Source organism: Pararhodobacter marinus (genome assembly GCF_003122215.1).
Lineage (GTDB): Bacteria > Pseudomonadota > Alphaproteobacteria > Rhodobacterales > Rhodobacteraceae > Pararhodobacter > Pararhodobacter marinus.
This window is the reverse complement of the sequence record NZ_QEYD01000014.1, coordinates 67,631-88,269: the sequence shown is the minus strand read 5'-3', so window position 1 is coordinate 88,269 and position 20,639 is coordinate 67,631. Positions and strand designations below refer to the sequence as shown.

The following is a 20,639-nucleotide window of genomic DNA, read 5'->3' as shown; positions in this document are numbered from 1 at the left end:
CCTCTTGCTCAATCTGTGGACTCGTGTGACTCCAGCATCAATCGAACGCTTTCCCCGGAGGAGGTCCGCAGATCTCGTCCATCCGTGAGCCACGGCAATGGAGCCGCACGTCGGAACAGGGTGAGGGCGGCCTCCGACAGAACAGAGCCGGGCACAAGATCCGCTCCGAAGAGATCACGCAAGATCACCAGCGTCAGAGCCCGCCAGCGCACCGAGAGGTGCTGAAGTGGCGTTGATCGGCTGACGGCGGCGCGGGCCTCGTAAGGGCAGTTCCAACCAGGTTCATCGTACCAGAGCGCGAGGACCGGTTGGGCCGCTCCGTCGTGATCAAGCGGTGCCCATAGAATGCGGATTCCATGGTTGAGACGAACGAAACGACCAGGGCTACCGCTGACGATTCTGCTGATCTGGCGTTGGAGCGGGAGAACTCCCGCAGCAAGATCCACCTTCACAGCGCCCTCCGTCTCTCCTGTCCCGCCAGTCAGAATGGTATCGCACTTGCGACAGAAGGGCCGCACCAGGTCGTTCAGAATACGAAACGAAATCTGCAGCCGGTCGCGACAAGCGGGGCAGCGATCCAGGAGCATGGTCCGGTGCTCCAGGCAAACCACCTGCTCCGCCAATCGCCAGTGTCCCCGCAAATAGGTATCGCGCCCAGCAACAACATCCGCATCGAAACAGAGGGGACAGACCGGCGCCGTCTCGGCCAGAAACCAGTCCCGCGGCCGATCGAGATATCGGATAGCCAGCGCTCTGCCACGAAGCCGTTCCGGATCGATCCTGCAAGCCTTCGCCCAAAGCCTGAGCATCTCCATATCCGGCGCCACATCGTCCCTCTGCCGCGAGCCAGCGTCCCTACCCCCCTGCCCCACCAGATACACCATCAGATCAAGCGGCTCCGCCCCGTAGCGCGCGGCTACTCGCGCCATCCAGGAAGAAAGCAGTTCGTCCCGGAACGGACGCGGGGCGATGGGCAGTCGGGCCGACACCGTCACGCCCCAACCTGTTGTTGCGCGGGTTTCCCCCGCCGCCGAGCGGTCTGGGTCATCGAGACCAACGGCAACACCAGATTGTCGCCAAAACTATGTGCGTCGAGGCGCTCCTTGCCCGCCCGGACCGCCTCTTCCGCAGCCGTCTCGATCAGGCGGAATATGCGCGCCGTCACGCCGGAAGTCAGTTTGTGAATCCGCTCTCGTGCCTCTGCACTGATCAGATCGGATGCCTCGCGCAAGGGCAGGATGCGCTCGAAGCTTTTCAGGAGCCCGGCGAAGGCGGCATCGTTCTGCCAGGGCTTGAGGTGGAACGCCTCGAAGCGCTCGGCCAGTTGTGCATCTGTCAGCAGGGCCTGCCGGGCCAGGTCCGTGCCGGCACAAACGAGTGGAACGCGAAGGTCATTGGCCAGAAACCGGAGCGCATTGAGAAAAATTCGTTGTTGCCGGAAGGTGCCGGCCAGCATCCCGTTCACCTCGTCGAGAACGATCATCTTCGCCCCCACCGTCCGCAGCAGTGCCCGGCAGATATCCTTCTCCCGCGCGAGTGTTCCCCCTGCCATCGCCGGCGCAGCCATGCTGACCAGAAGTTCGCGGTAAAGATCGCGTTCGATGGGCTCGGAGGGCACCTGCGCGACAACCACCGGGCGGTAGTCAACGCCGGTGATCTGGTTGAACTTCGGCGGGTGGTCGCGCTCAAACTTGCGGACGATCTTGGTCTTGCCCATCCCGGTATCGCCATAGATCAGCAGGCAGGGCATCCGGTCACGCGGCGGATACGCCAGTAGGTTTTCCAGACGTGCCAGAACAACCTTGGACTGATCGAAACCGATCCACCGGTCGGCCCGGATCCAGTCAATGCGCGCATCATCCGGCAGCGCCGCGAACCGGCGGTAGGCCGGATCGAGATGTGCAAATGCGCTGTCTTCCGTCACGACCATTCCTCAACTTCGAAGCCCGGGTGGTTCTTGAACACGGCTTGGTCTTCCTGTGGGCCCGGGTCGGCATCTTCAGCCTCGTAAGCCCCTACCCCATCAAGCGCCCGGTCCCGTCGTTCAGAAAACCGCCTGGCCTCCCGTGTCCTGCTGCTGGCCGCATCAACCAGTGAGCGCTGTTCCTCGATCACCGCGAATAGGAGGTCTTCGTCCTCAAGCGCGCGCCCGCGGTCGCGAAGTATCGCCTGCGCCCGACGATGCTCCGCAAGCGTGATCGAGGGATGGCGCAGGTCCGCAAACCGAACAGGATAGCGCTGACCCTCAGGGCTCCGGACAAAGATCGTGGAGAGGTCACGAGGATCGTAGGACACGCGCAATTGCCGATCCCGCCGCCCCGCCCAGAGGCTGAGGACATCGTCCCAATACCGAAGGCCGAAGAGGTGGATGCCATCGCGGCGCACCATGCGTTTCGCGCTCGGCAAGAAGTCGATCCGGAACCCTTCCGGATCGAAAGGGCGGCGCAAAGGTGCCTCGCGTCGCCCATAGGCTTCGCCCCAGGCCGCAACAGGCGGAATCCCGAGCGAGCGGTGCCGTTCAGCATGATAACGGGTGATCTCCAGCGCCAACCAGTGCTCCAGCTCGTCGAGCGTCATCACCGATTGGGCCAGGGAATTGTAGTCGCCGCGGTCCTCGATGCTCCTGAAGGTCGATCCCGGCAGCAGATGGACCGCCCCCATCATCGTGCCGATCAGCCGCTCGATGTGACCGCCGTAATGCGGCGCCCCAATCGGCCGGTACTGTAGCGAGATCCCGTACTCCTCGGCACCCCGCTTCATCGCCTTTGAGCGGAATTCCTTGGCATTGTCGACGTGAATGCTCGCCGGCAATCCCTCGGCTGGCCAGTCCGCGTCGATACCCAAGCTCTCCAGCCAGTCAAGCTTGGGCTGCACCAAGTGCTGAATGGCCAGTGCCACCGACAAGGCCGAGGGTGGCTCCAGCGTCAGATAAAATCCCGCCACCATGCGGCTGGCAACATCGATGGCGAGCGTCAGCCAGGGCCGTTGCAATGGTTTCCGATGAATCCGATCCACGACCATGACATCCACCAGCGTGTGATCGATCTGGACCACCTCATAGGCCCGCGCGACCTGATAGCGGCCCGGCACCGGGTGGTGGCGCTGGCGAGAGGCCTTAGCGCCCTCACGCGCCGCCGTGAGTTCCCTCGGATCTATCGCCGCCACACGATCCCGCAATGTGGTCCAGCACGGAGCACGTAGACCCCTCTGACTACAGCGCCTGCGCACCTCCTTCTGCAGGGCGTTGATGCTCGGCTTCTGGAGGGACTTGTAGAAATCCTCGATCGCCTTCGAAATCACCGCTTCGATCTCGTCAGGCAGTCGGCGGCTGCCCCTCGGTGTCCCAGCCTGTGCCGCCAGCAAGGAACTGGCGAGCGGGCGCGCCTTGTATGCTGAGATCAATTCGTAGAGGCGGGAACGCTTGAGGCCAAGATCGCGGCAGGCCTGGAGGAATTCTGAACGATTCGGCGACACCTTGCAGGCAAGGCGGCGGATCACAGCTTCCCGCGCGACCGCCTGGTCCCATGCGGCATCGTCGACAGCGTTGATGTCTAATCGATCCACCATGGCCAACCCCGAAAAACAGGTGTCTTATGTCCGATAATGAAACTATAATCCGGGGATGAAACGAAATCATGAACCCAATGGTATCAATGCGTTAGAGTCCACCAATGGAACAAGAACGACAGCGGCAAAGCCCCCTCCCCTGCCCCGGAAAGCGGCGAGTGCTGGCTTGAGCTCGACCGGCCGACCCTCTTTCCCGGCTTCTTGCTGCGCTCGGGCCTCGCCAGCAACGCCGGGGTCGACAACCGTATGTGATAGAACAGCTCAGCAGTGCTTCGCCGAGATGATCCGCCGCTCCCGGCGCCGCCGCGGCCTGAAACCGCAACAACCTCGCCAGGACCGGGATTGCAGAACAACAAGGGACTTTTGTTTTCCCGGATTATCCGTATAATCCGGATCAAGAGCTGAAGGAAGCAAGTCAATGAAAACCATCTCCGCGACCACCGCCAGCAAGGAATTCGGTCGCTTTCTCGATGCCGCTCAGCGCGAGCCTGTCCTGCTCACCAAGAAGGACCGGCCCGTCGCCGTAACGGTGTCGGTGGCTGATTGGGAGGAACTCACGGCGTTGCGGATCGAGCGGGGCATCACGGAAGGATTGGCGGACGCAGCCGCAGGACGTGCGGCAGAACTGACCGATGCCGCTCTCGAACAACGTCTTGCGCGTTTCCGGGGCCGTTCCGCTGAGCAATGAAGGTCCTTCTCACCGCAACCGCAGAAGAATGCCTCCGGGCAATCTGGAACCATGACCGACATTATTCAGAGACGCTTGCGGACGGCTTCCAGCGCGATATCGACCGCTTCATGCGGGACATGATCGGCGACAACCCCGAGATCGGTCACGTCTGGCACGCGCCTCGGGGCATCCGGCGCCTGATATTCCGCAAGCGGCACAACATCTTCTATGTTGTTCGTGACGGCTCGGCGTGGATCTTGTTCATCTTTGACGGGCGGATGGACATCAACCAGCAGATTGCTGAGGCTGGACTTGACGTCGAGACGCTGATCGGGCGCCCGGACGTCTGACCAAGGTGCCAAGGAGACAAATCGGTCGTTTAGTAATAATATACGAAACTGCAAAAAGACTGTTTTGATGCACCTGATCGGTTATGCCCGCGTCTCTACCGAGGATCAGACCCCCCTGCCCCAGTCGCAGGCCCTGAAATCCGCAGGCTGCGTCGAGATCCACGAGGAGCAGGCCTCGGGCGGGAACCGCGCGCGGCCCGTGCTGGCGCGGGTGCTTGAACGGATCAGCAAGGGCGACACGCTGGTCGTCGTGCGGATCGACCGCCTTGCGCGATCCCTGTCGCATCTGCTGGAGGTGATCGAGCGGCTGGAGGCCAAGGGCGCGTTCTTTCGCTCGATCCAGGACCCGATCGACACCGGATCTCCGCAAGGCAAGTTCACGCTGCAGGTCCTGGGCGCTGCAGCCGAGTTCGAGCGCGCCCTGATCCGGGAACGCACGAAGGCCGGCCTCGCCAGCGCGCGCACGAAGGGCCGTGTGGGCGGGAACCCTGGGCTGCGGGCCAAAGACCCTGCCGCTCTTCGCAAGGTGCGGCTGGCAAGACAGGACGGCTACATGGAGCGCCTGAACGAGACGGCACTGAACTGGCCCCTGTTTCGCCCGGACACTTGGGCATAGCCATGGAGGCTTAGGCATATGCCTAAGCACGTGCTTATGTCTGACTATGAGATCATCACCGATGGCGGCCGTCGGCGCCGCTGGCCTGCTGCCGAGAAGCTGCGGATCGTTGAAGAGACCTTGGAGGACGGCGCCAGCATCTCGGTCGTCGCTCGCCGGAATGGCGTCGCTCCGAACCTGCTGTGTCGTTGGCGTCGTCTGATGCTGGATGGGGGAGCCGTAGCCGTGTCAGAGGATGACGACGTCACCAGCAATCGAGCCGTTCGCCAGATGGAGGATCGCATCCGTGAACTGGAGCGGCAGCTCGGGCGCAAGACGCTCGAGGTCGAGATCCTCAAGGAGGCTCTGGACAAGACACGCTCAAAAAAACGGACGTGGCTTGCGCAGTCGCAGCCGAAGGACGGTTTCCGGTGAAGGTCGTGGCCGAGACCTTGGGCGTCTCCCGATCCAACCTGCATGCCCGGATGACCGGGAGCGCGAAGCCGCGTCGGCGCTACCACAAAGCGCAAGACGCGGCGATCCTGCCGCTGATCACCGCGCTGGTGGCGGCGCGCCCGACCTACGGCTACCGCCGCATCACGGCACTCCTGAACCGCCAGCTCCGGGCGGAGGGCGCCGCGCCCATCAACCATAAGCGCGTCTACCGCATCATGCAGACGCAGAACCTTCTATTGGCCCGTAAATATACGGAGCGACCGGATCTGACACATGAGGGCAAGGTGGTGACGATGCGCTCGAACATCCGCTGGTGCTCGGATGGGTTCGAGTTCACCTGCTGGAACGGCGAGATCATCCGGGGCGCGTTCATCATCGACGCTCACGACCGGGAGATCATCTCCTGGCGGGCCGTGGTGAACGCTGGCATCAGCGGCTCGGACATCCGAGACATAATGCTGGAGGCGGTCGAGCGTCGGTTCGGAACCTATAGGGCGCCTCATCCGGTCGAAATGCTGAGTGACAATGGCTCGCCTTACATTGCCAGGGAGACACGCATCTTTGCCCATCAGCTCGGCCTGAAGCCTTGCTTCACGCCGGTAAAGAGCCCGCAGAGCAATGGCATCTCGGAGGCTTTCGTGAAGACGCTGAAGCGCGACTACGTTCATGTCACGCCGCTCCCGGACGCCGCCACAGTCCTCGGATTGATCGCCGGGTGGTTCGAGGACTACAACGACAACCACCCGCACTCAGGGCTGAAGATGCGCTCGCCTCGCGAGTTCATCTCAGCTCAAACCGCAACCGCCTGAGTGTCCGACGAAACGGGGGCAAGACCAGGCACAAGACTGGGTGCCCCATGTCCGTCGGTTGCGCCCCGACTTGGCCTGGGAAGACGTGGTGCGCATCATCAACGGCCTCTTGCCCGAGGCGCGTCGCTGGACCCAAAGCCGCCTGCTACGCGCTGTGAAGGCCTACGTTCGCGACGGCTTCCTGCCCACCGAGGTGCTGGCCCGCGCCGGGCGCCGCGAAACCGACGACCGCCTGCCCGCCATCGTCGCCGCCATCAGGGGCGCGGATCCCGACATCACCCTTCAGGCCATCTGCACCCGGCTGGAGGCGATGCGCGAGCGCACACCCCGCGGGCGGACAAGCTGGCAGCCTTCTTCGGTCAAGATGCTACTGGAGCGGGCCGAGAGGCTGGGGCTGCTTGAGTAGCACAGAAACCCCGCAAATCATGCACGACATGGAAGGATTACAAGGCTAAGGCCAGCACCAGACTCAGAAGCCGTCCGCTCATGCAAACGGGTTGACGATGCGAAGCTGGCCTTCCACCAGCAGGCCATCTTGCATGTCCTCGCTCCACAGCGTGGTACACCCCGCAACCAAAGCGCTGGCCACGATCATCGCGTCGTAGATCGAGAAGCCGTAGCGTTCCGCCAAAGCGCGGCCGACATCATGGGTCTGCACGGTGAGATCCTCGACGGGACACAAGGCGCGCACGCCTTCGAGAAAGGCCGCTGCTTCCTCCCAACTGAGGCCAGCTTTGCGGCGGCAGTTCACCAGTGACTCGTTTAGAACCTGAACGCTGATCCGGGGCCCCTGCCCCAGGATGACCTCGGCGCGATCGGCCTTCGGACCGTCGTCGAGCAGGTAAAGAACGACATTCATGTCCGCAAACTCAGCGCTCATGCGCGTCGTCGCGGCTCAGACGTTCTGCTGCGGACAACTTGCCCCGGAAGCGGCGCAGGCCGGTCAGCACCTCATCCGCACGAGCAAGGCGACGGACTCTGACCCGTCCGTCGTCCTTGACCAGGTCGATCTGATCACCCTCCTTGAGACCAAGCTCTCGGACGAGCTCTGCGGGCAAACGGACGGCCAGCGAGTTACCCCATTTTGCGACCTGCATCTTGACCTCCCATGCGGATATACGTCTTGTAATGTATATCCGAAGGGTTCCGAAGACAAGCCTGCCGCAAACCCTAGCTACTCTTGTGCATGACGCAGCGACTGACACCAAATCTAGAAAGAGCTTGCACGAATCTGATAGCTCGGGCAATAGTCTCGATAAATAACGCGCGATCACATAAAAAACGCGCCCACGAATCGAGGCAGAGATGAGCGAAGCTGAGCAGGACCTGGACATTGCCATCGGGCACTACGCAGAGCTTCTTGCGTCCAATCTTCATGCGCAACGTGCTGCCCACTTCCCTCCCGACGCCAAAAAAGTCATGCGCAGCCTGACCAGCGGCGAGGCGGCCGAGTTGCTTGGCGTCGATCATACCTACCTTCGCAAGCTTCATCGAGAAGGAAAGATCGCTGACGTCGAAACCACTGCGGGCAGCCACCGGCGGTATACCCTCGATGATATCTGGGAGATTCGCCACGCCCTTGAGGCAAACGCGAAGAAGCCTGGAACCTACGTTCCGGGGCGTCGTGCCGGTGACGAGCTTCAGATTGTTTCTGTTGTAAACTTCAAAGGCGGGTCCGGGAAAACGACAACATCCGCTCACCTTGCACAGCGCTTGGCTCTCAAGGGATATCGTGTCCTTGCGATCGATCTGGACCCCCAGGCATCCCTTTCCGCGCTGCATGGCATCCAGCCTGAGCTGGACCTGATGGAGGGTGGCACGCTGTATGATGCGGTTCGCTACGATGAACCGGTCCCGATCTCAGACGTGATCCGCAAGACCTACATCCGTGGTCTTGACCTGATTCCCGGGAACCTCGAGCTCATGGAATTCGAACATGAGACGCCGGCAGCCATTCAGCGTGGCGGCGCCCGCGCATTCTTTGCCCGTGTGCGTGACGCGCTCGACAGTGTCGAAGCGGACTACGACATCGTCGTCATCGACTGTCCGCCGCAGCTTGGCTTTTTAACCATGTCCGCCCTTTCAGCATCTTCAGGGGTGCTTGTTACCGTTCACCCGCAAATGCTCGATCTGATGTCCATGTCGCAGTTTCTGCGAATGACCGCTGATCTGCTTGGCGTCATCCGGGATGCTGGCGCAAACCTTCGCTTCGACTGGCTGCGCTTTCTGCCGACCCGCTACAAGGTGGGTGATGCCCCGCAGACCGAGGTCATTGCTTTCATTCGGGGTCTGTTCGGCAGGTCAGTCTTGACCAACCACATGGTTGAGTCGACTGCGATCTCTGATGCAGGGCTGACGAAGCAGACGCTCTACGAGGCCGACAAGAAGGACTTCACGCGTCAGACTTTCGATCGTGCAATCGAATCCATGAACGCCGTCAACGACGAGATCGCGGCGATCATCCAGAACACGTGGGGACGCAATGGCAAGAAAGCCTAAACTGGGACTGCCACTGCAGACCCTGCGCAACGCGCCCGACGCTCTTGAGGGGCGCAGGCTGCGCGGCGGCGTTTTCGAAATCGAGCCTGACCAAATCGAAACCACAGGTCGGCTCGATGACCGGCTGCAAATCGAGACTGAGGGCCTCAAGGCGTCAATTTCCAAGAACGGACAGCGAGTACCAATCCTCGTCCGGCCGCTTGAGGGTGATCGCTACAGCCTGATCTATGGCCGTCGTCGACTGGAAGCTTGCAGAGAACTTGGGATCAAGGTCCGCGCCATTGTCACAGAGATGGAGGGCGATCAGGCACTTCGTGATCAGCTGTTAGAGAACCAGGAGCGGCGGGATCTAAGCTTCATCGAACGAGCGCTTGTTGCCGCAGCCTTGCTCGACGGTGACCATCTGAGCGCATCCGAACGCACTAACAAGGGTGTCGCCGAGGTTCTCAATCTGACCGAGGCAGGAGTGTCGCAGCTGTTAAGCGTGGTCCGCACCGTTGGGGAGGACCTGGTCCTCGCCATCGGTGCCGCTCCGGGCATTGGTCGGCCCAGGTGGGAAGAGCTCAAGAAGTTGCTGGGGGCTACGGATGCCGATCGCGAACTGCTTGCAGCTTTGGCGGGTGAGGCCAAGACATCCTACCAAGGCGGTATTGACGAGAAATCCGATCATGCATTTTTGGCCGTCCTCTCCGCTGCAGGGAAGCCCGAACAGACCACATCCTCGTCTCGCCCTCGCGGGCGGCCCGGCACGGTGATTCCGGGGGTCGGTGCCGCCACTGTCACGACCGGACGTCGTGGAAAGCAACTCAAGCTCGAGTTGAAGGCCGAGGAGAGCGATTTTGTCAGCTGGCTTGAGGGCAACGCCCCGCAGCTGATCGCCGAGCTTCACGAGCGCTGGAAGCGTTCGGAAGACTGAGGAAGAGCAACAATCAAAAAGGAGGCACGAGACAGGCAGAAAAGAAAAAGGCCCCGAGAAGCAAGCTTCACGAGACCTTTCTTAGGTTTCGCACGGGACCAGCCCGCTACAAAACTTCAGTTTTCGCACCTCTGAATGTAGCGATCTGGCCCCTTTCCCGCAAGCGCAAAGCGATTCGCGGGCCAGGGAAATTTTGCCTTCGTGAATGACATCATGGATTACACACCGATTTCGCCGTTTATGCGGCCGATCTCGCACGCCCATCTGCGCGTGGTCGAGCGTCCTGAGGCGTCTGTTCCCGGCAAGCCCGTCAACAAGTGGGAGCTCCTCCGCGAGCTGTCCAAGGCACAGGCCGCCTTTCGGGTTTCCGAGCGCGATCTGACCGTTCTTCAGGGACTTCTCAGCTTTTTTCCGGACGATGCGCTTGGCGGCAACACCGAAATGGTCGTCTTCCCATCCAACAAGGCGATCTGCGAGCGGCTGAACGGCATGCCTTGCTCGACGATGCGCCGTCACCTCGCCCGGTTGGTAGAGGCAGGCTTGCTCATGCGGCGCGATAGCCCCAATGGGAAGCGGTATGTGCGCAAGCGTGGCGAAGATCGCGTGGCCTTCGGCTTCGACCTCTCACCGCTCTATTGCCGGGCAGAGGAGATTGCACGGGCCGCAGAGGCTGTGCGTGAGGCCGAGGACCGTGTGCGGCGACTGAGGGAGGTGGTGAGCCTTATGCGCCGCGACTTGGCCGCTCTGGCGGAATTCGGCGAGGAGATCCAGCCCGGGCTTGGCCTATGGGACCAGCTCCGCGACACAGCCGCCCTCACAGCCCGCGCTCTTCGCCGCAAGCTTTTGCTTGAGGATCTGTCGGCATTTCGGACTGAACTGGAGACCCTACTCGACCAGGCGCGTAATGTCATTGACGGCCCTGAAACAGAAGAAATGAACACCAACGATGCCCATTTTGATCGTCACCATCATAATTCAAATAAAGAATCTATAGATCTTGAACCTGCCTTAGAAAAAGGCGGGGCGGCGGGCGGCGCGCCTGATGATGATACGGGTGAGCCCGTGACTGACCTTGAAGAGCCTGACACGAGGCGGGTGCCGAAAATTCCACTCCACCTGGTGATCGCCGGCTGTCCTTCGCTCAAGACTTTCTATCAGGGCGACATTCGACACTGGCACCAACTTTTCGATGCGGCTTGTCATGTACGGCCGGCCATGGGGATCAGTGTTTCCGCTTGGGAAGAAGCGCAACGCTGCATGGGACCAGAGCAAGCCTCGATCGTCGTCGTGGCCATGTTGGAACGTTTCTCCGACATAAGATCACCGGGTGGATACTTGCGGGCGTTGACGTCTAAGGCCGCGGCGGGCGAATTCTCTTGCGGTCCGATGGTCATGGCTTTGATCGGTCGGCGAAGTGCGGCCTAACAGCTGTTAAGTTTCAACGCCGCGGTGCTCAGTTGGCCTGACTTAACAGCTGTTAAGTCGCCTCTTGGCAACCATACGATCATCGAGAGGGAAAGGAGTGTTGGTTTGAGGGTGACGGGAAATGAGATCGGGAGAGTGGCTTCCGGCGCCCGTCGTGGAGAAGATCTGATGACCAAAGCTGTCCAGAAAATCATCCTGTCCCCTTCGCGGGATATCCCTTTCGACAAGCTGGTGCTGAGCCAGTCGAATGTGCGGCGCATCAAGGCTGGCGTGTCCGTCGAGGAACTCGCCGAAGACATCGCCCGCCGCGGTCTGTTGCAGAGCCTGAGCGTGCGCCCAGTCTTGGCTGACGATGGGACCGAGACCGGCAAGTTCGAGATCCCGGCCGGTGGGCGGCGGTTCCAAGCGTTGTCCCTGCTGGTGAAGCAGAAGCGTTTGGCAAAGACAACACCCATTCCCTGCATCGTGCGGGATGCAGCGTCCGACATCCTCGCCGAGGACGATTCCCTTGCAGAAAACATGCAGCGCGTCGCCCTGCACCCGCTCGACCAGTTCCGCGCGTTTGTGGCGCTGCGGGACAAGGGTCAGAGCGATGCAGAGATTGCTGCCGCCTTCTTCGTGACGCCGCAGATCGTGAAGCAGCGCCTCAAACTTGCCTCCGTCGCCCCTGCCCTGCTTGAGGTCTATGCCGAGGATGGCATGACGCTGGAGCAGCTCATGGCCTTCACCGTGAACCCCGATCACGCGCGTCAGGTTCAGGTCTGGGATGTGATCCATTCATCCTGGAACAAGGAGCCATTCCAGATTCGGCGCATGCTGACCGAGACCTCGGTCCGGGCGTCCGACCGGCGCGCGATCTTTGTGGGTGTTGAGGCCTACGAAGCGGCGGGCGGCACGATGCTGCATGACCTCTTTCAGGGCGATGACGGTGGCTGGCTCGAGGACCCTGCCCTGCTCGATCGGCTGGTGACGGAAAAACTCCAGGCCGAGGCTGAGACGGTTGCGGTTGAGGGCTGGAAGTGGATCGAGGTCGCGCTTGACCTGCCCTATGGCTACAGCCACGGTCTGCGGTCCCTGTCCGGCGATCCGGCACCAAGGACGGATGACGAAGGTGCGGCCCATGCCAAGCTGCTCGCCGAGTATCGGGCGCTGGAAGAGGAATACGCGGGTCAGGATGAAATCCCCGATGAGGTCGACACGCGGCTTGGCGTTTTGGAAGCGGAGATGGAAAAGATCGAGACCCGGCCATTGATCTTCGATCCCTTGGAAATCGGGCAGGCAGGGGCGTTCGTCACGCTCGACCGCTACGGCGCGCTGGCAGTCTATCGCGGCTATGTGCGTCCAGCGGATGAGCCCGTTGAGGAGACCGCGGTCCAGGATGGTACTGATCCTGCGGTGGCGGGGCAGGGGGATGATCGTGATCTCACCGATGGCTATGACAGTGCCGCTCATGGCGGAACCGTAATCATGTCGGGAGGCCAGCCGATTGGCGGCGATCTGCCGGAGGATGAGGATGACGGAGCGCTGAAGCCGCTGCCCGACCGGTTGGTCATGGAGTTGACGGCCCACCGGACGCTGGCGCTGCGTGAAGCGATCGGGCGCTCGCCCGACGTAGCGTTGACGTTGCTGCTGCTGAAGCTTGTGACGGACACCTTCCGCACCTCCTCTGCTTCGGGCAGCTGTCTCGAAGCCTCGGTGCGTCACGTCTACATGTCGGCGCAGGCGCCCGATCTGAAGGACAGCGTGGTGGCCAAGCTGGTCGACGAGCGTCACGAGGAATGGGAAGCCGATCTGCCGCTTGGCGATGATGCAGCGCTCTGGGACTATCTGACGGTCCTCGATCAGGGCAGTCGGTTGGCTTTGCTGGCGCATTGCCTCAGCTTCGGCGTCAACGCGCTGCATGAAAAGGTGAACCCATACGGTGCGGGCATCTCCGCTGGCGGTCTGACCCGGCGGATGGCGCATTCCGATCTTGTGGCGCGCGCGACAGGTCTCGATATGGTCGAGGCGGGATGGGAGCCGACGGTCGACACCTATCTCAACCGCGTGCCCAAGGCCCGCATCCTCGAGGCCGTGCGGGAGGCGAAAGGGGAGGGGACTGCCCAACTCCTCGATCACCTGAAGAAGGGCGAGATGGCCAGTGAGGCCGAGCGCCTGCTGAAGGGCAGCGGCTGGTTGCCCGAGGTCCTGCGCCGGAACGATCTCGTGGCGCTGGACGATGAGGACCATGCCGAAGCGCAGGGGGCGGATGTCGATGCCGAAGTGGCTGAGAGCGTCAGTGAAGCTGACCTTCCTGCATTCCTGACGGATGACCTGCCTGCTGAAAGCGCGTCGATGCTGGCCGCGGAGTAACGTGATCTAGCGGGGGGCGGAGATTCCGCCGCCAATCACCCTATAGTGTAACAATATCAATAAGATGAGTGCGATTGCTCGCATTCAGAATGAGGAATCATGTCTGCAACAACCATCATCGACACCGCACCCCTCGGGGCGCTCATTCGCTACACTGACGGCAGCCCCAAGCCACCGGCACGCTTCACCAAGAAGCTGGCGGCCTGGGAGCGTTCGAACGGTGTCGGCCGCCTTGTGAAAAAGGAACCACCCCGGCCTTACGCGACCTGGACTGCTCCCGCGTCGTTCACGCTGCATGAAGGCAACTTCGCTTCGGACGGGGTAATCCTCGTGACCATCATGCGCAGCCATTCCGCTGACAGCGCCCTCGTCTTCGAGGTGGCCGAGGAGCCGAAGCCCGGGCAGGTGCGCGTGCTTCTGGACTTCGGCGGCAACACGGAGCTGCTGCATCTGGCGGAGTCCGTCACTGCGGCCGAGCTTTGGATCGCCAAAGAAGGATACCGCAACGCGCGGCTTGAAATCGTCACTGATGAAGAGGGCGAAAGGGCAGGGGGCGAGGACCTGGCCGCCTGAGCCCAACCGAAACCGAGAGGCCCGCCCAAGCGCGGGCCTCTCACCGACCACACCCTCGTCCCGCGATGTCGCGGGGCGCCAAAGGAACCATCCCCAAGGAAGGACGTCTTCAACCAAAATCTCGGCCGGGAGGCTGGAGGCAAAAGCATCAGCGGGACAACCGGCTCCAGTCGTCAGGGCACTATCCCCCGCTCGCCATTCCCTTCCTTGCCCCGAATCCCGTCTTCGAGATCAACCCACGAGGGGTCGGACTACGGGCAAGCCCGTGCCGCCGGGCGGATTCGGAGCAAGTCCGAACGCACCCGGTGATGTCAGCCAATATTCGGGCCTGCGGGGTCCTGTCGCGCGGGGGATGGTCCCCCGCCTCCAAGACAGGAGCCAAACAGATGTCCCGCAAAGATGCACACGCCTTCGCCGCCTCCCTCGCCGCCACGCTCATGGTCTCGATCGTCGTCTTCCAGGCAGGGGATGGAACCTTCGGCGCCGTCCCCGCCGATGAAATCGACGGGGACGAGGTCGTGATCGTCTCGGAGTACGATCCCTTCGGGTGAGGCTTTGGCCTCACTTCCCGAGGGCCCGGGCACGGCGCAGGTGCGCCTCCGGGCCTATCGCCGACCAAGTAATCGACAATCCCGATCTGAGGAACGCCGGTGTGCCACCCTGGCGCAGATCGTGGTGCGCACAGGCCGCTGGGAGCCGACCTTCACCGCGAAGCGCACGAATGGCAGCGCAAAGCAGCGGGCTGACACTACAACCATCGAAGCATCGGGAAAATTTTACTTGCCTTTAAGAAACACAACATCGTATGATGTAGAAAATCTTAAAGGGGCTGAGCATTGCCGTCATTCAACACCGTGATAGTCTCCACGCTGGTGGACGTTGAAACCCGCCTTGAGGACTTTGGCGTCACTCGCCAGCAGATCATGGCTATCGGACAAACCGCCCGCGCCTATGCGGACGACGCCAGCCCCTCCATGCCGCTCAACGCGGCTGGAATGTTGTCTTACATTCACGGCGTTGGCGAACTCCGCCAGCAGCTTGTCGGTCCTGACTACGTGCCGGACAGAACTTGCGGCATTGAAGCGGTTGTAAAACGTGATCGCACTGTCCGCATTGGCTTCCAGAACGTTGATAAATGCTGTGTCAATATGCCGCCCCTGCCACGCTCCGAAAAGGGTAGCGGCGCGGAAAGCCTTTCTGGACCTGATTTGTTCGTCAACGCAGGTATGAAACCCGGCCCCCTCACCGCCGTATTGAAGGACGGTATCCGTACCTACTATGTCATGGTTGGCCTTGATGGCAGTGTGGAACTGTCTTGTCCCGTGATCGAAAAGGGTAAGTTTGTTCACTGGATGGAACGGATATACATCTATTCGCCTGACAGCGACTGGGAGGCAGACCCGCAAACCGATACCGGCCCCATTGAAGACTTCGACATCACCGTTTCCTTCAAACACTAATGTTCAACGCAGATCGTCTCAAAACAGCCCGCGAACGGCGGATGCTGACAGCGAAGGGACTCGCAGAGCGCGTAGGCGTGTCTGCGGTCACTCTCTCAAAGTATGAAAACGGGCATCCGCCCGATGAAGCGACAGCGAAGCGCCTCGCGTTCGCGCTTTCCTATCCAATTGATTTCTTTTACCGGGAAGCGCCAGAGCGTATTGATACCGACGCCGTTAGCTTCCGCAGTCTGTCGCGTATGAAGGCCAAAGAGCGCCGAGCTGCAGAAGCAGCGGGATCGTTGGGAATCGAGCTTTACGAGTGGATCGACTCCCGCTTCAACCTGCCCGCCGCCGACCTTATCGACCTGAGCAAAGAGCGCAGCCGCCCGCATGTCGCCGCCCGCCTTCTGCGCCAGCATTGGGGCATAGGCGACAGGCCTATAGGAAACGTTCTCAAGCTGATCGAGTCAAAGGGTATTCGCGTCCTTTCCCTGTCGGAAGCGACCAAGCATGTTGACGCTTTCTCGTTTTGGCGCGGGGAACATCCCTATGTTTTCTTGAACCAAGAGAAGACGGCGGAACGGTCCATCTTTGATACGGCACATGAGCTTGGACACCTTGTCTTGCATCACCACGCAGGGTCGAAAGCCGACAAAGAGGCAGAGACTCAGGCCGACAGATTTGCATCGGCATTCCTCATGCCCGAAAACGACATGATGGACTATGCGCACCTTTTCACAGTTGGGCAGATCATTTCGGCCAAGAAGCGTTGGAAGGTATCGGCCATGGCCTTGGCATACCGCCTCAATTCTCTGGGCTATATCAGCGAATGGAACTACCGTTCTTTGCTGATCGAGCTTGGGAAGCGAGGCTTTCGAAGCGGCGAGCCAGACGGAATCGAGCGTGAGGTTTCGACCGTGCTCGCAAAGGTCTTGGCCGCTCTTTGGTCAAAGGGCATGACTAAGGACGACATCGCCAAAGACCTTGGGATTCCTTTGGGGGAAATCGAGGCCCTTATTTTCCGACTGTCGCCAGATCAACGGGCCGTTAATGAGCCGCACAAACCGGCGCTGCGAGTGGTGAAGTAGCACTGCAAAGCCGGATCCATGAAAGTGTGAAGATCACCCGATTCGGCAGTTAATTGTCCGCTCTGTCTAGCCATGTCATTTCCCGATGCTGTTTAGAAAGGCGGTTCAGGGTCGATCGCGTCGCCCACACCCTCAACTTATGGCTAGGTCGCTCGCTGTGTTGCCCGCGTCTAACGCCTCCACGAACCACTGCGGTTTGCGCCCTCGACCGGACCAAGTGAGCGCCGGGTTCTTAGGGTGCCGGTACTTCGCCGCTCCAGGCACCCGCGTGGTTTTCATCTCAGTGCCGACAAGTTCGGCCAGAGAGTAGCCCATTTCTCTGGCCACAGCTTCGACCTTGGTGCGGGCTTCCGCCTTCTGTCGAGCCTCAAAGGTGGAGATCGCCTTGGCGATGTCCTTCTGCATTTTCTTCAGCTCGGGAAGCGACAACGCCTCGAGATCGTAATCAGCCATGCTATGCCTCGTGTCCTGAATGTTCCGGTATCGATAGCCCGCCGGGGCATGGGCCCGCAACTCCCGTAGGCAGGGAGGCAGGTGACGAGGGTTGGTTGAACCATAATCTTGGCCGCTAGTGGGGTGTTGGGCTTGGATTCAGGTAGTCCCGATTGGCAGGATGACAGGGTCTGGCATGGGCTCCCCGCGCCTCTCTGACTTCTGGGCCATCCCTTCGACTGACAATCCCCTAATCCCGTTCGGCCTCCTACGCGCAACCCCGCGTCAGCCCGGGCCGTGTTGGCCGCCTATGGCGTCCTGCCCGCTCCACCCCGGTCCTTTGGGGGTTTCCGGTGTCCATGCTGTCCACCGTGCACGCATCACCCGACGGGCTTTTTCCGGGTCTTGTCGAAGGGACGGTCCCGAAGACAGGACACATAGGAGCTTACCATGCAAAACATCGTCATCCTCGCCGGCAACATCGGTCAAAAAGCCGAAACCCGCACCACCCAGGGCGGCACCAACATCACCAACTTCAGCCTTGCCACCTCACGCCCCCGCCTCTCGGAAGGTCGCGTCCTGCGCGACGAGAACGGCTACCGGGTCATGGACACCGAATGGCACCGCATCACCTGCTTCAACGGCCTCGGCAAGACGGTCGCGGAGCATTGCGAAAAGGGCATGAAGGTCCTCGTCCATGGCCGCATCCACTACAGCAAGTGGATCGACAGCATGGGCAACGACCGCTACGGCTGCGAGATCATCGCCGAGAAGGTCGACTTCCTGAGCCGCCCGAAGTCGGCCGAGAACGAGAACCCCGAGCTGGTCGACCGCGACGACGAGATCCCGTTCTGAGAACGGGGTCTCCCCCTCGGGCCCGGCGGGACAACCCGCCGGGTTCGGGGCGATCTCGGCCTTTGGCGGCTGGGCAAACTGCTTTGCACTCTTCCTGGAGTCGGGTGCCTCTATCCGGCATGTCGACGACATCATGTCCAGCCAAGGGCAGCGAGCGCCATCCCTGCCAGCGCACAGCCAGTTAGAACCGTCACTGGGCCAAGCTTGAACTGGAACACCGCCAGAACGGCGCCAAGCACCAGCGCCGCAGCCGCCAGATTGATCGAGGACCAGACAGGCACATCGAGATCGGGCCCGAAGGATGCGATCGTCCTTACCTCGTCGAAAACCACATGAAGCCCAAACCAGACAGCGAGGTTCAGGATGACGCCGACCACGGCTGCGGTGATGGCGGTCAGCGCGGCTGTCAGGAGCGCGTTGTCGCGCAGGCGCTCGATGAAGGGGGCCCCGAGGAAAATCCAGAGGAAGCAGGGCGTGAATGTCACCCAAGTCGTCAGAAGCCCGCCCAGTGTGCCGGCCGCGAGGGGCGACAGCCCGGTCGCCTCGCGGAACGCGCCCATGAAGCCCACGAACTGCGTGACCATGATCAGGGGGCCGGGCGTGGTTTCCGCCATGCCGAGACCGTCCAGCATTTCACCTGGGGCGAGCCAGCCGAAATTCTGCACCGCTTCCTGCGCGACATAGGCCAGCACCGCATAGGCGCCGCCGAAGGTGACGACGGCCATGACGCTGAAGAAGCCTGCGATCTGAGAAAAGACATTGGCAGGGCCGAGCAGGACGAACAGAAGGGCAACCGGGGCCAGCCAGAGCATGAGGAACACCGTCGAGATGCGAAATGCCCAAGCCCGATTGACCCGTGTGTGTTCGGGAGACGCCTCGCCCAGCAGCGTATCGGCGTCATCGACCTGGACCTTGCCGACCTTGCCGTGTCCGCCGCCCCCATGGAATGCTGGCAGGCCCGCCCGCGCGCCGAAGAAGCCGATGAGGCCAGCGAGCAGGATGATCAGCGGAAACGGCACCGCGAAACCGAAGATCGCCACGAAAGACGCGGCGGCGATGGCGACCATTGCGCCGTTCTTGAGTGCGCGCGAGCCGATGCGGATGACCGCCTGCACCACGATGGCCAGCACCGCGGCCTTGAGCCCGAAGAACAGCGCCTCGACAGGTCCGACATTGCCATAGAGCGCATAGATCCAGCTCAAGCCCATGATGGCGATGACGCCGGGCAGCACAAAGAGGACGCCCGCGATGATGCCGCCCAGCGTGCGGTGCATCAGCCAGCCGATATAGACGGCAAGCTGCATGGCCTCCGGACCCGGCAGCAGCATGCAGTAATTCAGCGCATGCAGGAACCGCTTCTCGCCCAGCCAGCGCTGTTCCTCGACAAGTATGCGGTGCATCAGCGCGATCTGTCCGGCGGGGCCACCGAAGCTCAGAAGGCCGATGCGGGCCCAGATGCGGGTGGTCTCGGCCAGGGTGGGATAAACACGGTCCTGCATCAGTCTGCCTTCGGCTTGTTGGTGGGCCAGTTGTGGGTCTCGTCAGTTGCGTCCCGCGCCCATCGGTAGAAGGCGTCGTAGAGCAGCATCCCGGCCTCCAGCTGCTCCAGATCGTCGGAGAACATGCGCGACAGACCGAGCGAGGCGGCCAGCAGCCCCGCAGCTTCGGGCGCGAGATCGAGCCGGGCGGTATCGGCTCCGCGCACGATTGTCGCGAGCCGGTCGAGGGCAGGGATGTTCAGGCCGAACTCGGCAAGCAGGACGTCAAAGGTGCAAAGCTCGCCCCGATGGCTCCAGAACACGTCTTCGATGTCGAAGGGCGCGGCGTTATAGCGTTCGGCGACGCCCACCACCTCGGCGGGTGCCACAAACAGGATGACCGCGCGGGGATCGAGAAACCGCCGGATCAGCCAGGGACAGGCGATGCGGTCGATCTTGGGCCGTGACCGCGTCACCCAAGTTGTGCGGCCCTGCGCGTCGCGCGCGGGCAGCCTCAAAGGATCGATCAGCGGCAGCCCGGCCAAGCGCCAGGCCTCGAACCCGCCATCGAGATACTCCGAGGCGCAGCCTTCGGCGCGCAGGATCGCGGCTGTGCCCTGGCTGCGCCGATGGCCCGCCTGACAGACGGCGATGGACGTCTGCCCGCCAAGCTGCACGGCAAGTGTAGCAAGATCCCGGTCGTCAGTCCTTATGGATCCGGGTAACAGGCGCGGATCGGTGGCGAAGTCTTCTTCGGACCGCACATCCAGCAAGAGCGGCGCGCGTGGGGTCCCGATGATGCGGGCAAGTTTTTCGGATGAAATAGCGTTAGGCGCAGGCATCTGCGTTCCTCCTAAGGTCAGGATATGCGGGAACGCGATCTTCGGCTGGCGCCTCGTGGGGCGGTCGCAAACCCCATATCACCACGTTTCAAGAAATTCTGCGAAATGTCAATCACATGAACCTGTAACATCAACTGTAGCTTCGCCAGACGGCAGACGCTCGCTCTCGAGTTGCCCATGCAAAAAGAACCCAATCAGTCGAAGGTCCGCTCTCCGCCATGGCCCGCCTACGAGAGTAAGAGGAGTGCCGGTTTCCCGGTGACAGGTTGAGGGTTGGGAGAGTGGCTTCC

At 61.6% G+C, this 20,639-nt stretch carries 20 protein-coding genes and 2 pseudogenes; 14 read left to right on the top strand and 8 right to left on the bottom strand.

What is annotated here, in order from left to right:
• Window positions 1-8 precede the first annotated feature (8 nt).
• From C4N9_RS19545 to C4N9_RS19535, 3 genes are read right to left on the bottom strand one after another with little or no spacing between them, the layout of a single operon-like run.
• The gene (locus tag C4N9_RS19545; protein WP_245902636.1) at window positions 9-995 is read right to left on the bottom strand and encodes a TniQ family protein; all 987 of its coding nucleotides are present in this window, start codon (window positions 993-995) and stop codon (window positions 9-11) included.
• Entirely contained in the window at window positions 992-1,930 is a 939-nt protein-coding gene (locus C4N9_RS19540; RefSeq protein WP_109535031.1) for a TniB family NTP-binding protein, read from the bottom strand. The genes C4N9_RS19545 and C4N9_RS19540 overlap by 4 nt, the downstream gene beginning before the upstream one ends.
• Window positions 1,921-3,567 (bottom strand): Mu transposase C-terminal domain-containing protein, encoded by a 1,647-nt coding sequence (locus tag C4N9_RS19535; protein ID WP_109535030.1) that lies wholly within the window; start codon window positions 3,565-3,567, stop codon window positions 1,921-1,923. The genes C4N9_RS19540 and C4N9_RS19535 overlap by 10 nt, the downstream gene beginning before the upstream one ends.
• 418 nt (window positions 3,568-3,985) lie before the next feature.
• Here C4N9_RS19535 and C4N9_RS19530 point away from each other — a divergent pair, with 418 nt between their 5' ends.
• The 5 genes and pseudogenes from C4N9_RS19530 to C4N9_RS19510 form a co-directional block, all read left to right on the top strand.
• A complete protein-coding gene (locus C4N9_RS19530; protein WP_109535029.1) occupies window positions 3,986-4,255 on the top strand; it encodes a type II toxin-antitoxin system Phd/YefM family antitoxin in 270 nt (89 codons plus the stop codon).
• Window positions 4,252-4,587 carry a type II toxin-antitoxin system RelE/ParE family toxin gene (locus C4N9_RS19525; RefSeq protein ID WP_109535028.1) on the top strand — a complete coding sequence of 112 codons (336 nt, stop codon included), beginning with the start codon at window positions 4,252-4,254 and terminating at the stop codon, window positions 4,585-4,587. Before C4N9_RS19530 ends, C4N9_RS19525 begins: the two co-directional genes overlap by 4 nt.
• A 67-nt stretch (window positions 4,588-4,654) precedes the next feature.
• Window positions 4,655-5,173 (top strand): annotated as a pseudogene (locus tag C4N9_RS22000) (recombinase family protein); the annotation flags it as partial.
• A gap of 48 nt (window positions 5,174-5,221) precedes the next feature.
• A protein-coding gene (locus C4N9_RS19515) for an IS3 family transposase (protein WP_109535027.1) occupies window positions 5,222-6,447 on the top strand; the annotation gives its coding sequence in 2 pieces (ribosomal slippage) (window positions 5,222-5,564 and window positions 5,564-6,447; 1,227 coding nt in all).
• 22 nt (window positions 6,448-6,469) lie between these two features.
• Window positions 6,470-6,853 (top strand): annotated as a pseudogene (locus C4N9_RS19510) (recombinase family protein); the annotation flags it as partial.
• A 78-nt stretch (window positions 6,854-6,931) separates the two neighbouring features.
• On the opposite strand, the gene C4N9_RS19505 reads toward C4N9_RS19510, so the two are convergent.
• A complete protein-coding gene (locus C4N9_RS19505) occupies window positions 6,932-7,327 on the bottom strand; it encodes a PIN domain-containing protein (RefSeq protein ID WP_109535026.1) in 396 nt (131 codons plus the stop codon).
• On the bottom strand, window positions 7,317-7,544 hold the full coding sequence (locus tag C4N9_RS19500) for an AbrB/MazE/SpoVT family DNA-binding domain-containing protein (protein ID WP_009503866.1): 228 nt from the start codon (window positions 7,542-7,544) through the stop codon (window positions 7,317-7,319). Before C4N9_RS19500 ends, C4N9_RS19505 begins: the two co-directional genes overlap by 11 nt.
• 208 nt (window positions 7,545-7,752) lie before the next feature.
• Between C4N9_RS19500 and repA the strand changes: the two genes are divergently transcribed.
• The 8 genes from repA to C4N9_RS19465 all read left to right on the top strand — a co-directional run bounded on the left by repA (window position 7,753) and on the right by C4N9_RS19465 (window position 16,742).
• The gene (repA, locus tag C4N9_RS19495) at window positions 7,753-8,946 is read left to right on the top strand and encodes a plasmid partitioning protein RepA (protein WP_109535025.1); all 1,194 of its coding nucleotides are present in this window, start codon (window positions 7,753-7,755) and stop codon (window positions 8,944-8,946) included.
• Entirely contained in the window at window positions 8,930-9,862 is a 933-nt protein-coding gene (gene repB / locus C4N9_RS19490; protein ID WP_043872231.1) for a plasmid partitioning protein RepB, read from the top strand. Before repA ends, repB begins: the two co-directional genes overlap by 17 nt.
• 213 nt (window positions 9,863-10,075) lie before the next feature.
• On the top strand, window positions 10,076-11,287 hold the full coding sequence (gene repC / locus C4N9_RS19485) for a plasmid replication protein RepC (RefSeq protein ID WP_109535024.1): 1,212 nt from the start codon (window positions 10,076-10,078) through the stop codon (window positions 11,285-11,287).
• Window positions 11,288-11,455: 168 nt separating this feature from the next.
• The gene (locus C4N9_RS19480; protein ID WP_109535023.1) at window positions 11,456-13,639 is read left to right on the top strand and encodes a ParB/RepB/Spo0J family partition protein; all 2,184 of its coding nucleotides are present in this window, start codon (window positions 11,456-11,458) and stop codon (window positions 13,637-13,639) included.
• Window positions 13,640-13,738: 99 nt separating this feature from the next.
• On the top strand, window positions 13,739-14,212 hold the full coding sequence (locus C4N9_RS19475) for a hypothetical protein (RefSeq protein ID WP_109535022.1): 474 nt from the start codon (window positions 13,739-13,741) through the stop codon (window positions 14,210-14,212).
• A 386-nt stretch (window positions 14,213-14,598) separates the two neighbouring features.
• Window positions 14,599-14,763 carry a hypothetical protein gene (locus tag C4N9_RS21995; protein WP_007803240.1) on the top strand — a complete coding sequence of 55 codons (165 nt, stop codon included), beginning with the start codon at window positions 14,599-14,601 and terminating at the stop codon, window positions 14,761-14,763.
• 285 nt (window positions 14,764-15,048) lie between these two features.
• The gene (locus C4N9_RS19470) at window positions 15,049-15,672 is read left to right on the top strand and encodes a hypothetical protein (RefSeq protein WP_067296441.1); all 624 of its coding nucleotides are present in this window, start codon (window positions 15,049-15,051) and stop codon (window positions 15,670-15,672) included.
• Window positions 15,672-16,742, top strand: a complete 1,071-nt coding sequence (locus tag C4N9_RS19465) for a helix-turn-helix domain-containing protein (RefSeq protein ID WP_109535021.1) — start codon at window positions 15,672-15,674, stop codon at window positions 16,740-16,742. Before C4N9_RS19470 ends, C4N9_RS19465 begins: the two co-directional genes overlap by 1 nt.
• A gap of 132 nt (window positions 16,743-16,874) precedes the next feature.
• On the opposite strand, the gene C4N9_RS19460 is transcribed toward C4N9_RS19465, so the two are convergent.
• Entirely contained in the window at window positions 16,875-17,195 is a 321-nt protein-coding gene (locus C4N9_RS19460) for an H-NS histone family protein (protein ID WP_109535020.1), read from the bottom strand.
• Window positions 17,196-17,624: 429 nt separating this feature from the next.
• Here C4N9_RS19460 and C4N9_RS19455 point away from each other — a divergent pair, with 429 nt between their 5' ends.
• Window positions 17,625-18,029 (top strand): single-stranded DNA-binding protein, encoded by a 405-nt coding sequence (locus C4N9_RS19455; protein ID WP_109535019.1) that lies wholly within the window; start codon window positions 17,625-17,627, stop codon window positions 18,027-18,029.
• Window positions 18,030-18,160: 131 nt separating this feature from the next.
• On the opposite strand, the gene chrA is transcribed toward C4N9_RS19455, so the two are convergent.
• A complete protein-coding gene (chrA, locus tag C4N9_RS19450) occupies window positions 18,161-19,528 on the bottom strand; it encodes a chromate efflux transporter (RefSeq protein ID WP_109535018.1) in 1,368 nt (455 codons plus the stop codon).
• Window positions 19,528-20,349 carry a chromate resistance protein ChrB domain-containing protein gene (locus tag C4N9_RS19445; RefSeq protein ID WP_109535017.1) on the bottom strand — a complete coding sequence of 274 codons (822 nt, stop codon included), beginning with the start codon at window positions 20,347-20,349 and terminating at the stop codon, window positions 19,528-19,530. The genes chrA and C4N9_RS19445 overlap by 1 nt, the downstream gene beginning before the upstream one ends.
• Between the last annotated feature and the right edge of the window lie 290 nt (window positions 20,350-20,639).

What these genes read in the sequence shown, in the direction of transcription:
- C4N9_RS19540 (WP_109535031.1), bottom strand. Translation starts at nt 1,930, where the DNA reads ATGGTCGTGACGGAAGACAGCGCATTTGCACATCTCGATCCGGCCTAC.
- C4N9_RS19535 (WP_109535030.1), bottom strand. Translation starts at nt 3,567, where the DNA reads ATGGTGGATCGATTAGACATCAACGCTGTCGACGATGCCGCATGGGAC.
- C4N9_RS19530 (WP_109535029.1), top strand. Translation starts at nt 3,986, where the DNA reads ATGAAAACCATCTCCGCGACCACCGCCAGCAAGGAATTCGGTCGCTTT.
- C4N9_RS19525 (WP_109535028.1), top strand. Translation starts at nt 4,252, where the DNA reads ATGAAGGTCCTTCTCACCGCAACCGCAGAAGAATGCCTCCGGGCAATC.
- C4N9_RS19505 (WP_109535026.1), bottom strand. Translation starts at nt 7,327, where the DNA reads ATGAGCGCTGAGTTTGCGGACATGAATGTCGTTCTTTACCTGCTCGAC.
- C4N9_RS19500 (WP_009503866.1), bottom strand. Translation starts at nt 7,544, where the DNA reads ATGCAGGTCGCAAAATGGGGTAACTCGCTGGCCGTCCGTTTGCCCGCA.
- repA (WP_109535025.1), top strand. Translation starts at nt 7,753, where the DNA reads ATGAGCGAAGCTGAGCAGGACCTGGACATTGCCATCGGGCACTACGCA.
- repB (WP_043872231.1), top strand. Translation starts at nt 8,930, where the DNA reads ATGGCAAGAAAGCCTAAACTGGGACTGCCACTGCAGACCCTGCGCAAC.
- repC (WP_109535024.1), top strand. Translation starts at nt 10,076, where the DNA reads ATGGATTACACACCGATTTCGCCGTTTATGCGGCCGATCTCGCACGCC.
- C4N9_RS19480 (WP_109535023.1), top strand. Translation starts at nt 11,456, where the DNA reads ATGACCAAAGCTGTCCAGAAAATCATCCTGTCCCCTTCGCGGGATATC.
- C4N9_RS19475 (WP_109535022.1), top strand. Translation starts at nt 13,739, where the DNA reads ATGTCTGCAACAACCATCATCGACACCGCACCCCTCGGGGCGCTCATT.
- C4N9_RS21995 (WP_007803240.1), top strand. Translation starts at nt 14,599, where the DNA reads ATGTCCCGCAAAGATGCACACGCCTTCGCCGCCTCCCTCGCCGCCACG.
- C4N9_RS19465 (WP_109535021.1), top strand. Translation starts at nt 15,672, where the DNA reads ATGTTCAACGCAGATCGTCTCAAAACAGCCCGCGAACGGCGGATGCTG.
- C4N9_RS19460 (WP_109535020.1), bottom strand. Translation starts at nt 17,195, where the DNA reads ATGGCTGATTACGATCTCGAGGCGTTGTCGCTTCCCGAGCTGAAGAAA.
- C4N9_RS19455 (WP_109535019.1), top strand. Translation starts at nt 17,625, where the DNA reads ATGCAAAACATCGTCATCCTCGCCGGCAACATCGGTCAAAAAGCCGAA.
- chrA (WP_109535018.1), bottom strand. Translation starts at nt 19,528, where the DNA reads ATGCAGGACCGTGTTTATCCCACCCTGGCCGAGACCACCCGCATCTGG.
- C4N9_RS19445 (WP_109535017.1), bottom strand. Translation starts at nt 20,349, where the DNA reads ATGCCTGCGCCTAACGCTATTTCATCCGAAAAACTTGCCCGCATCATC.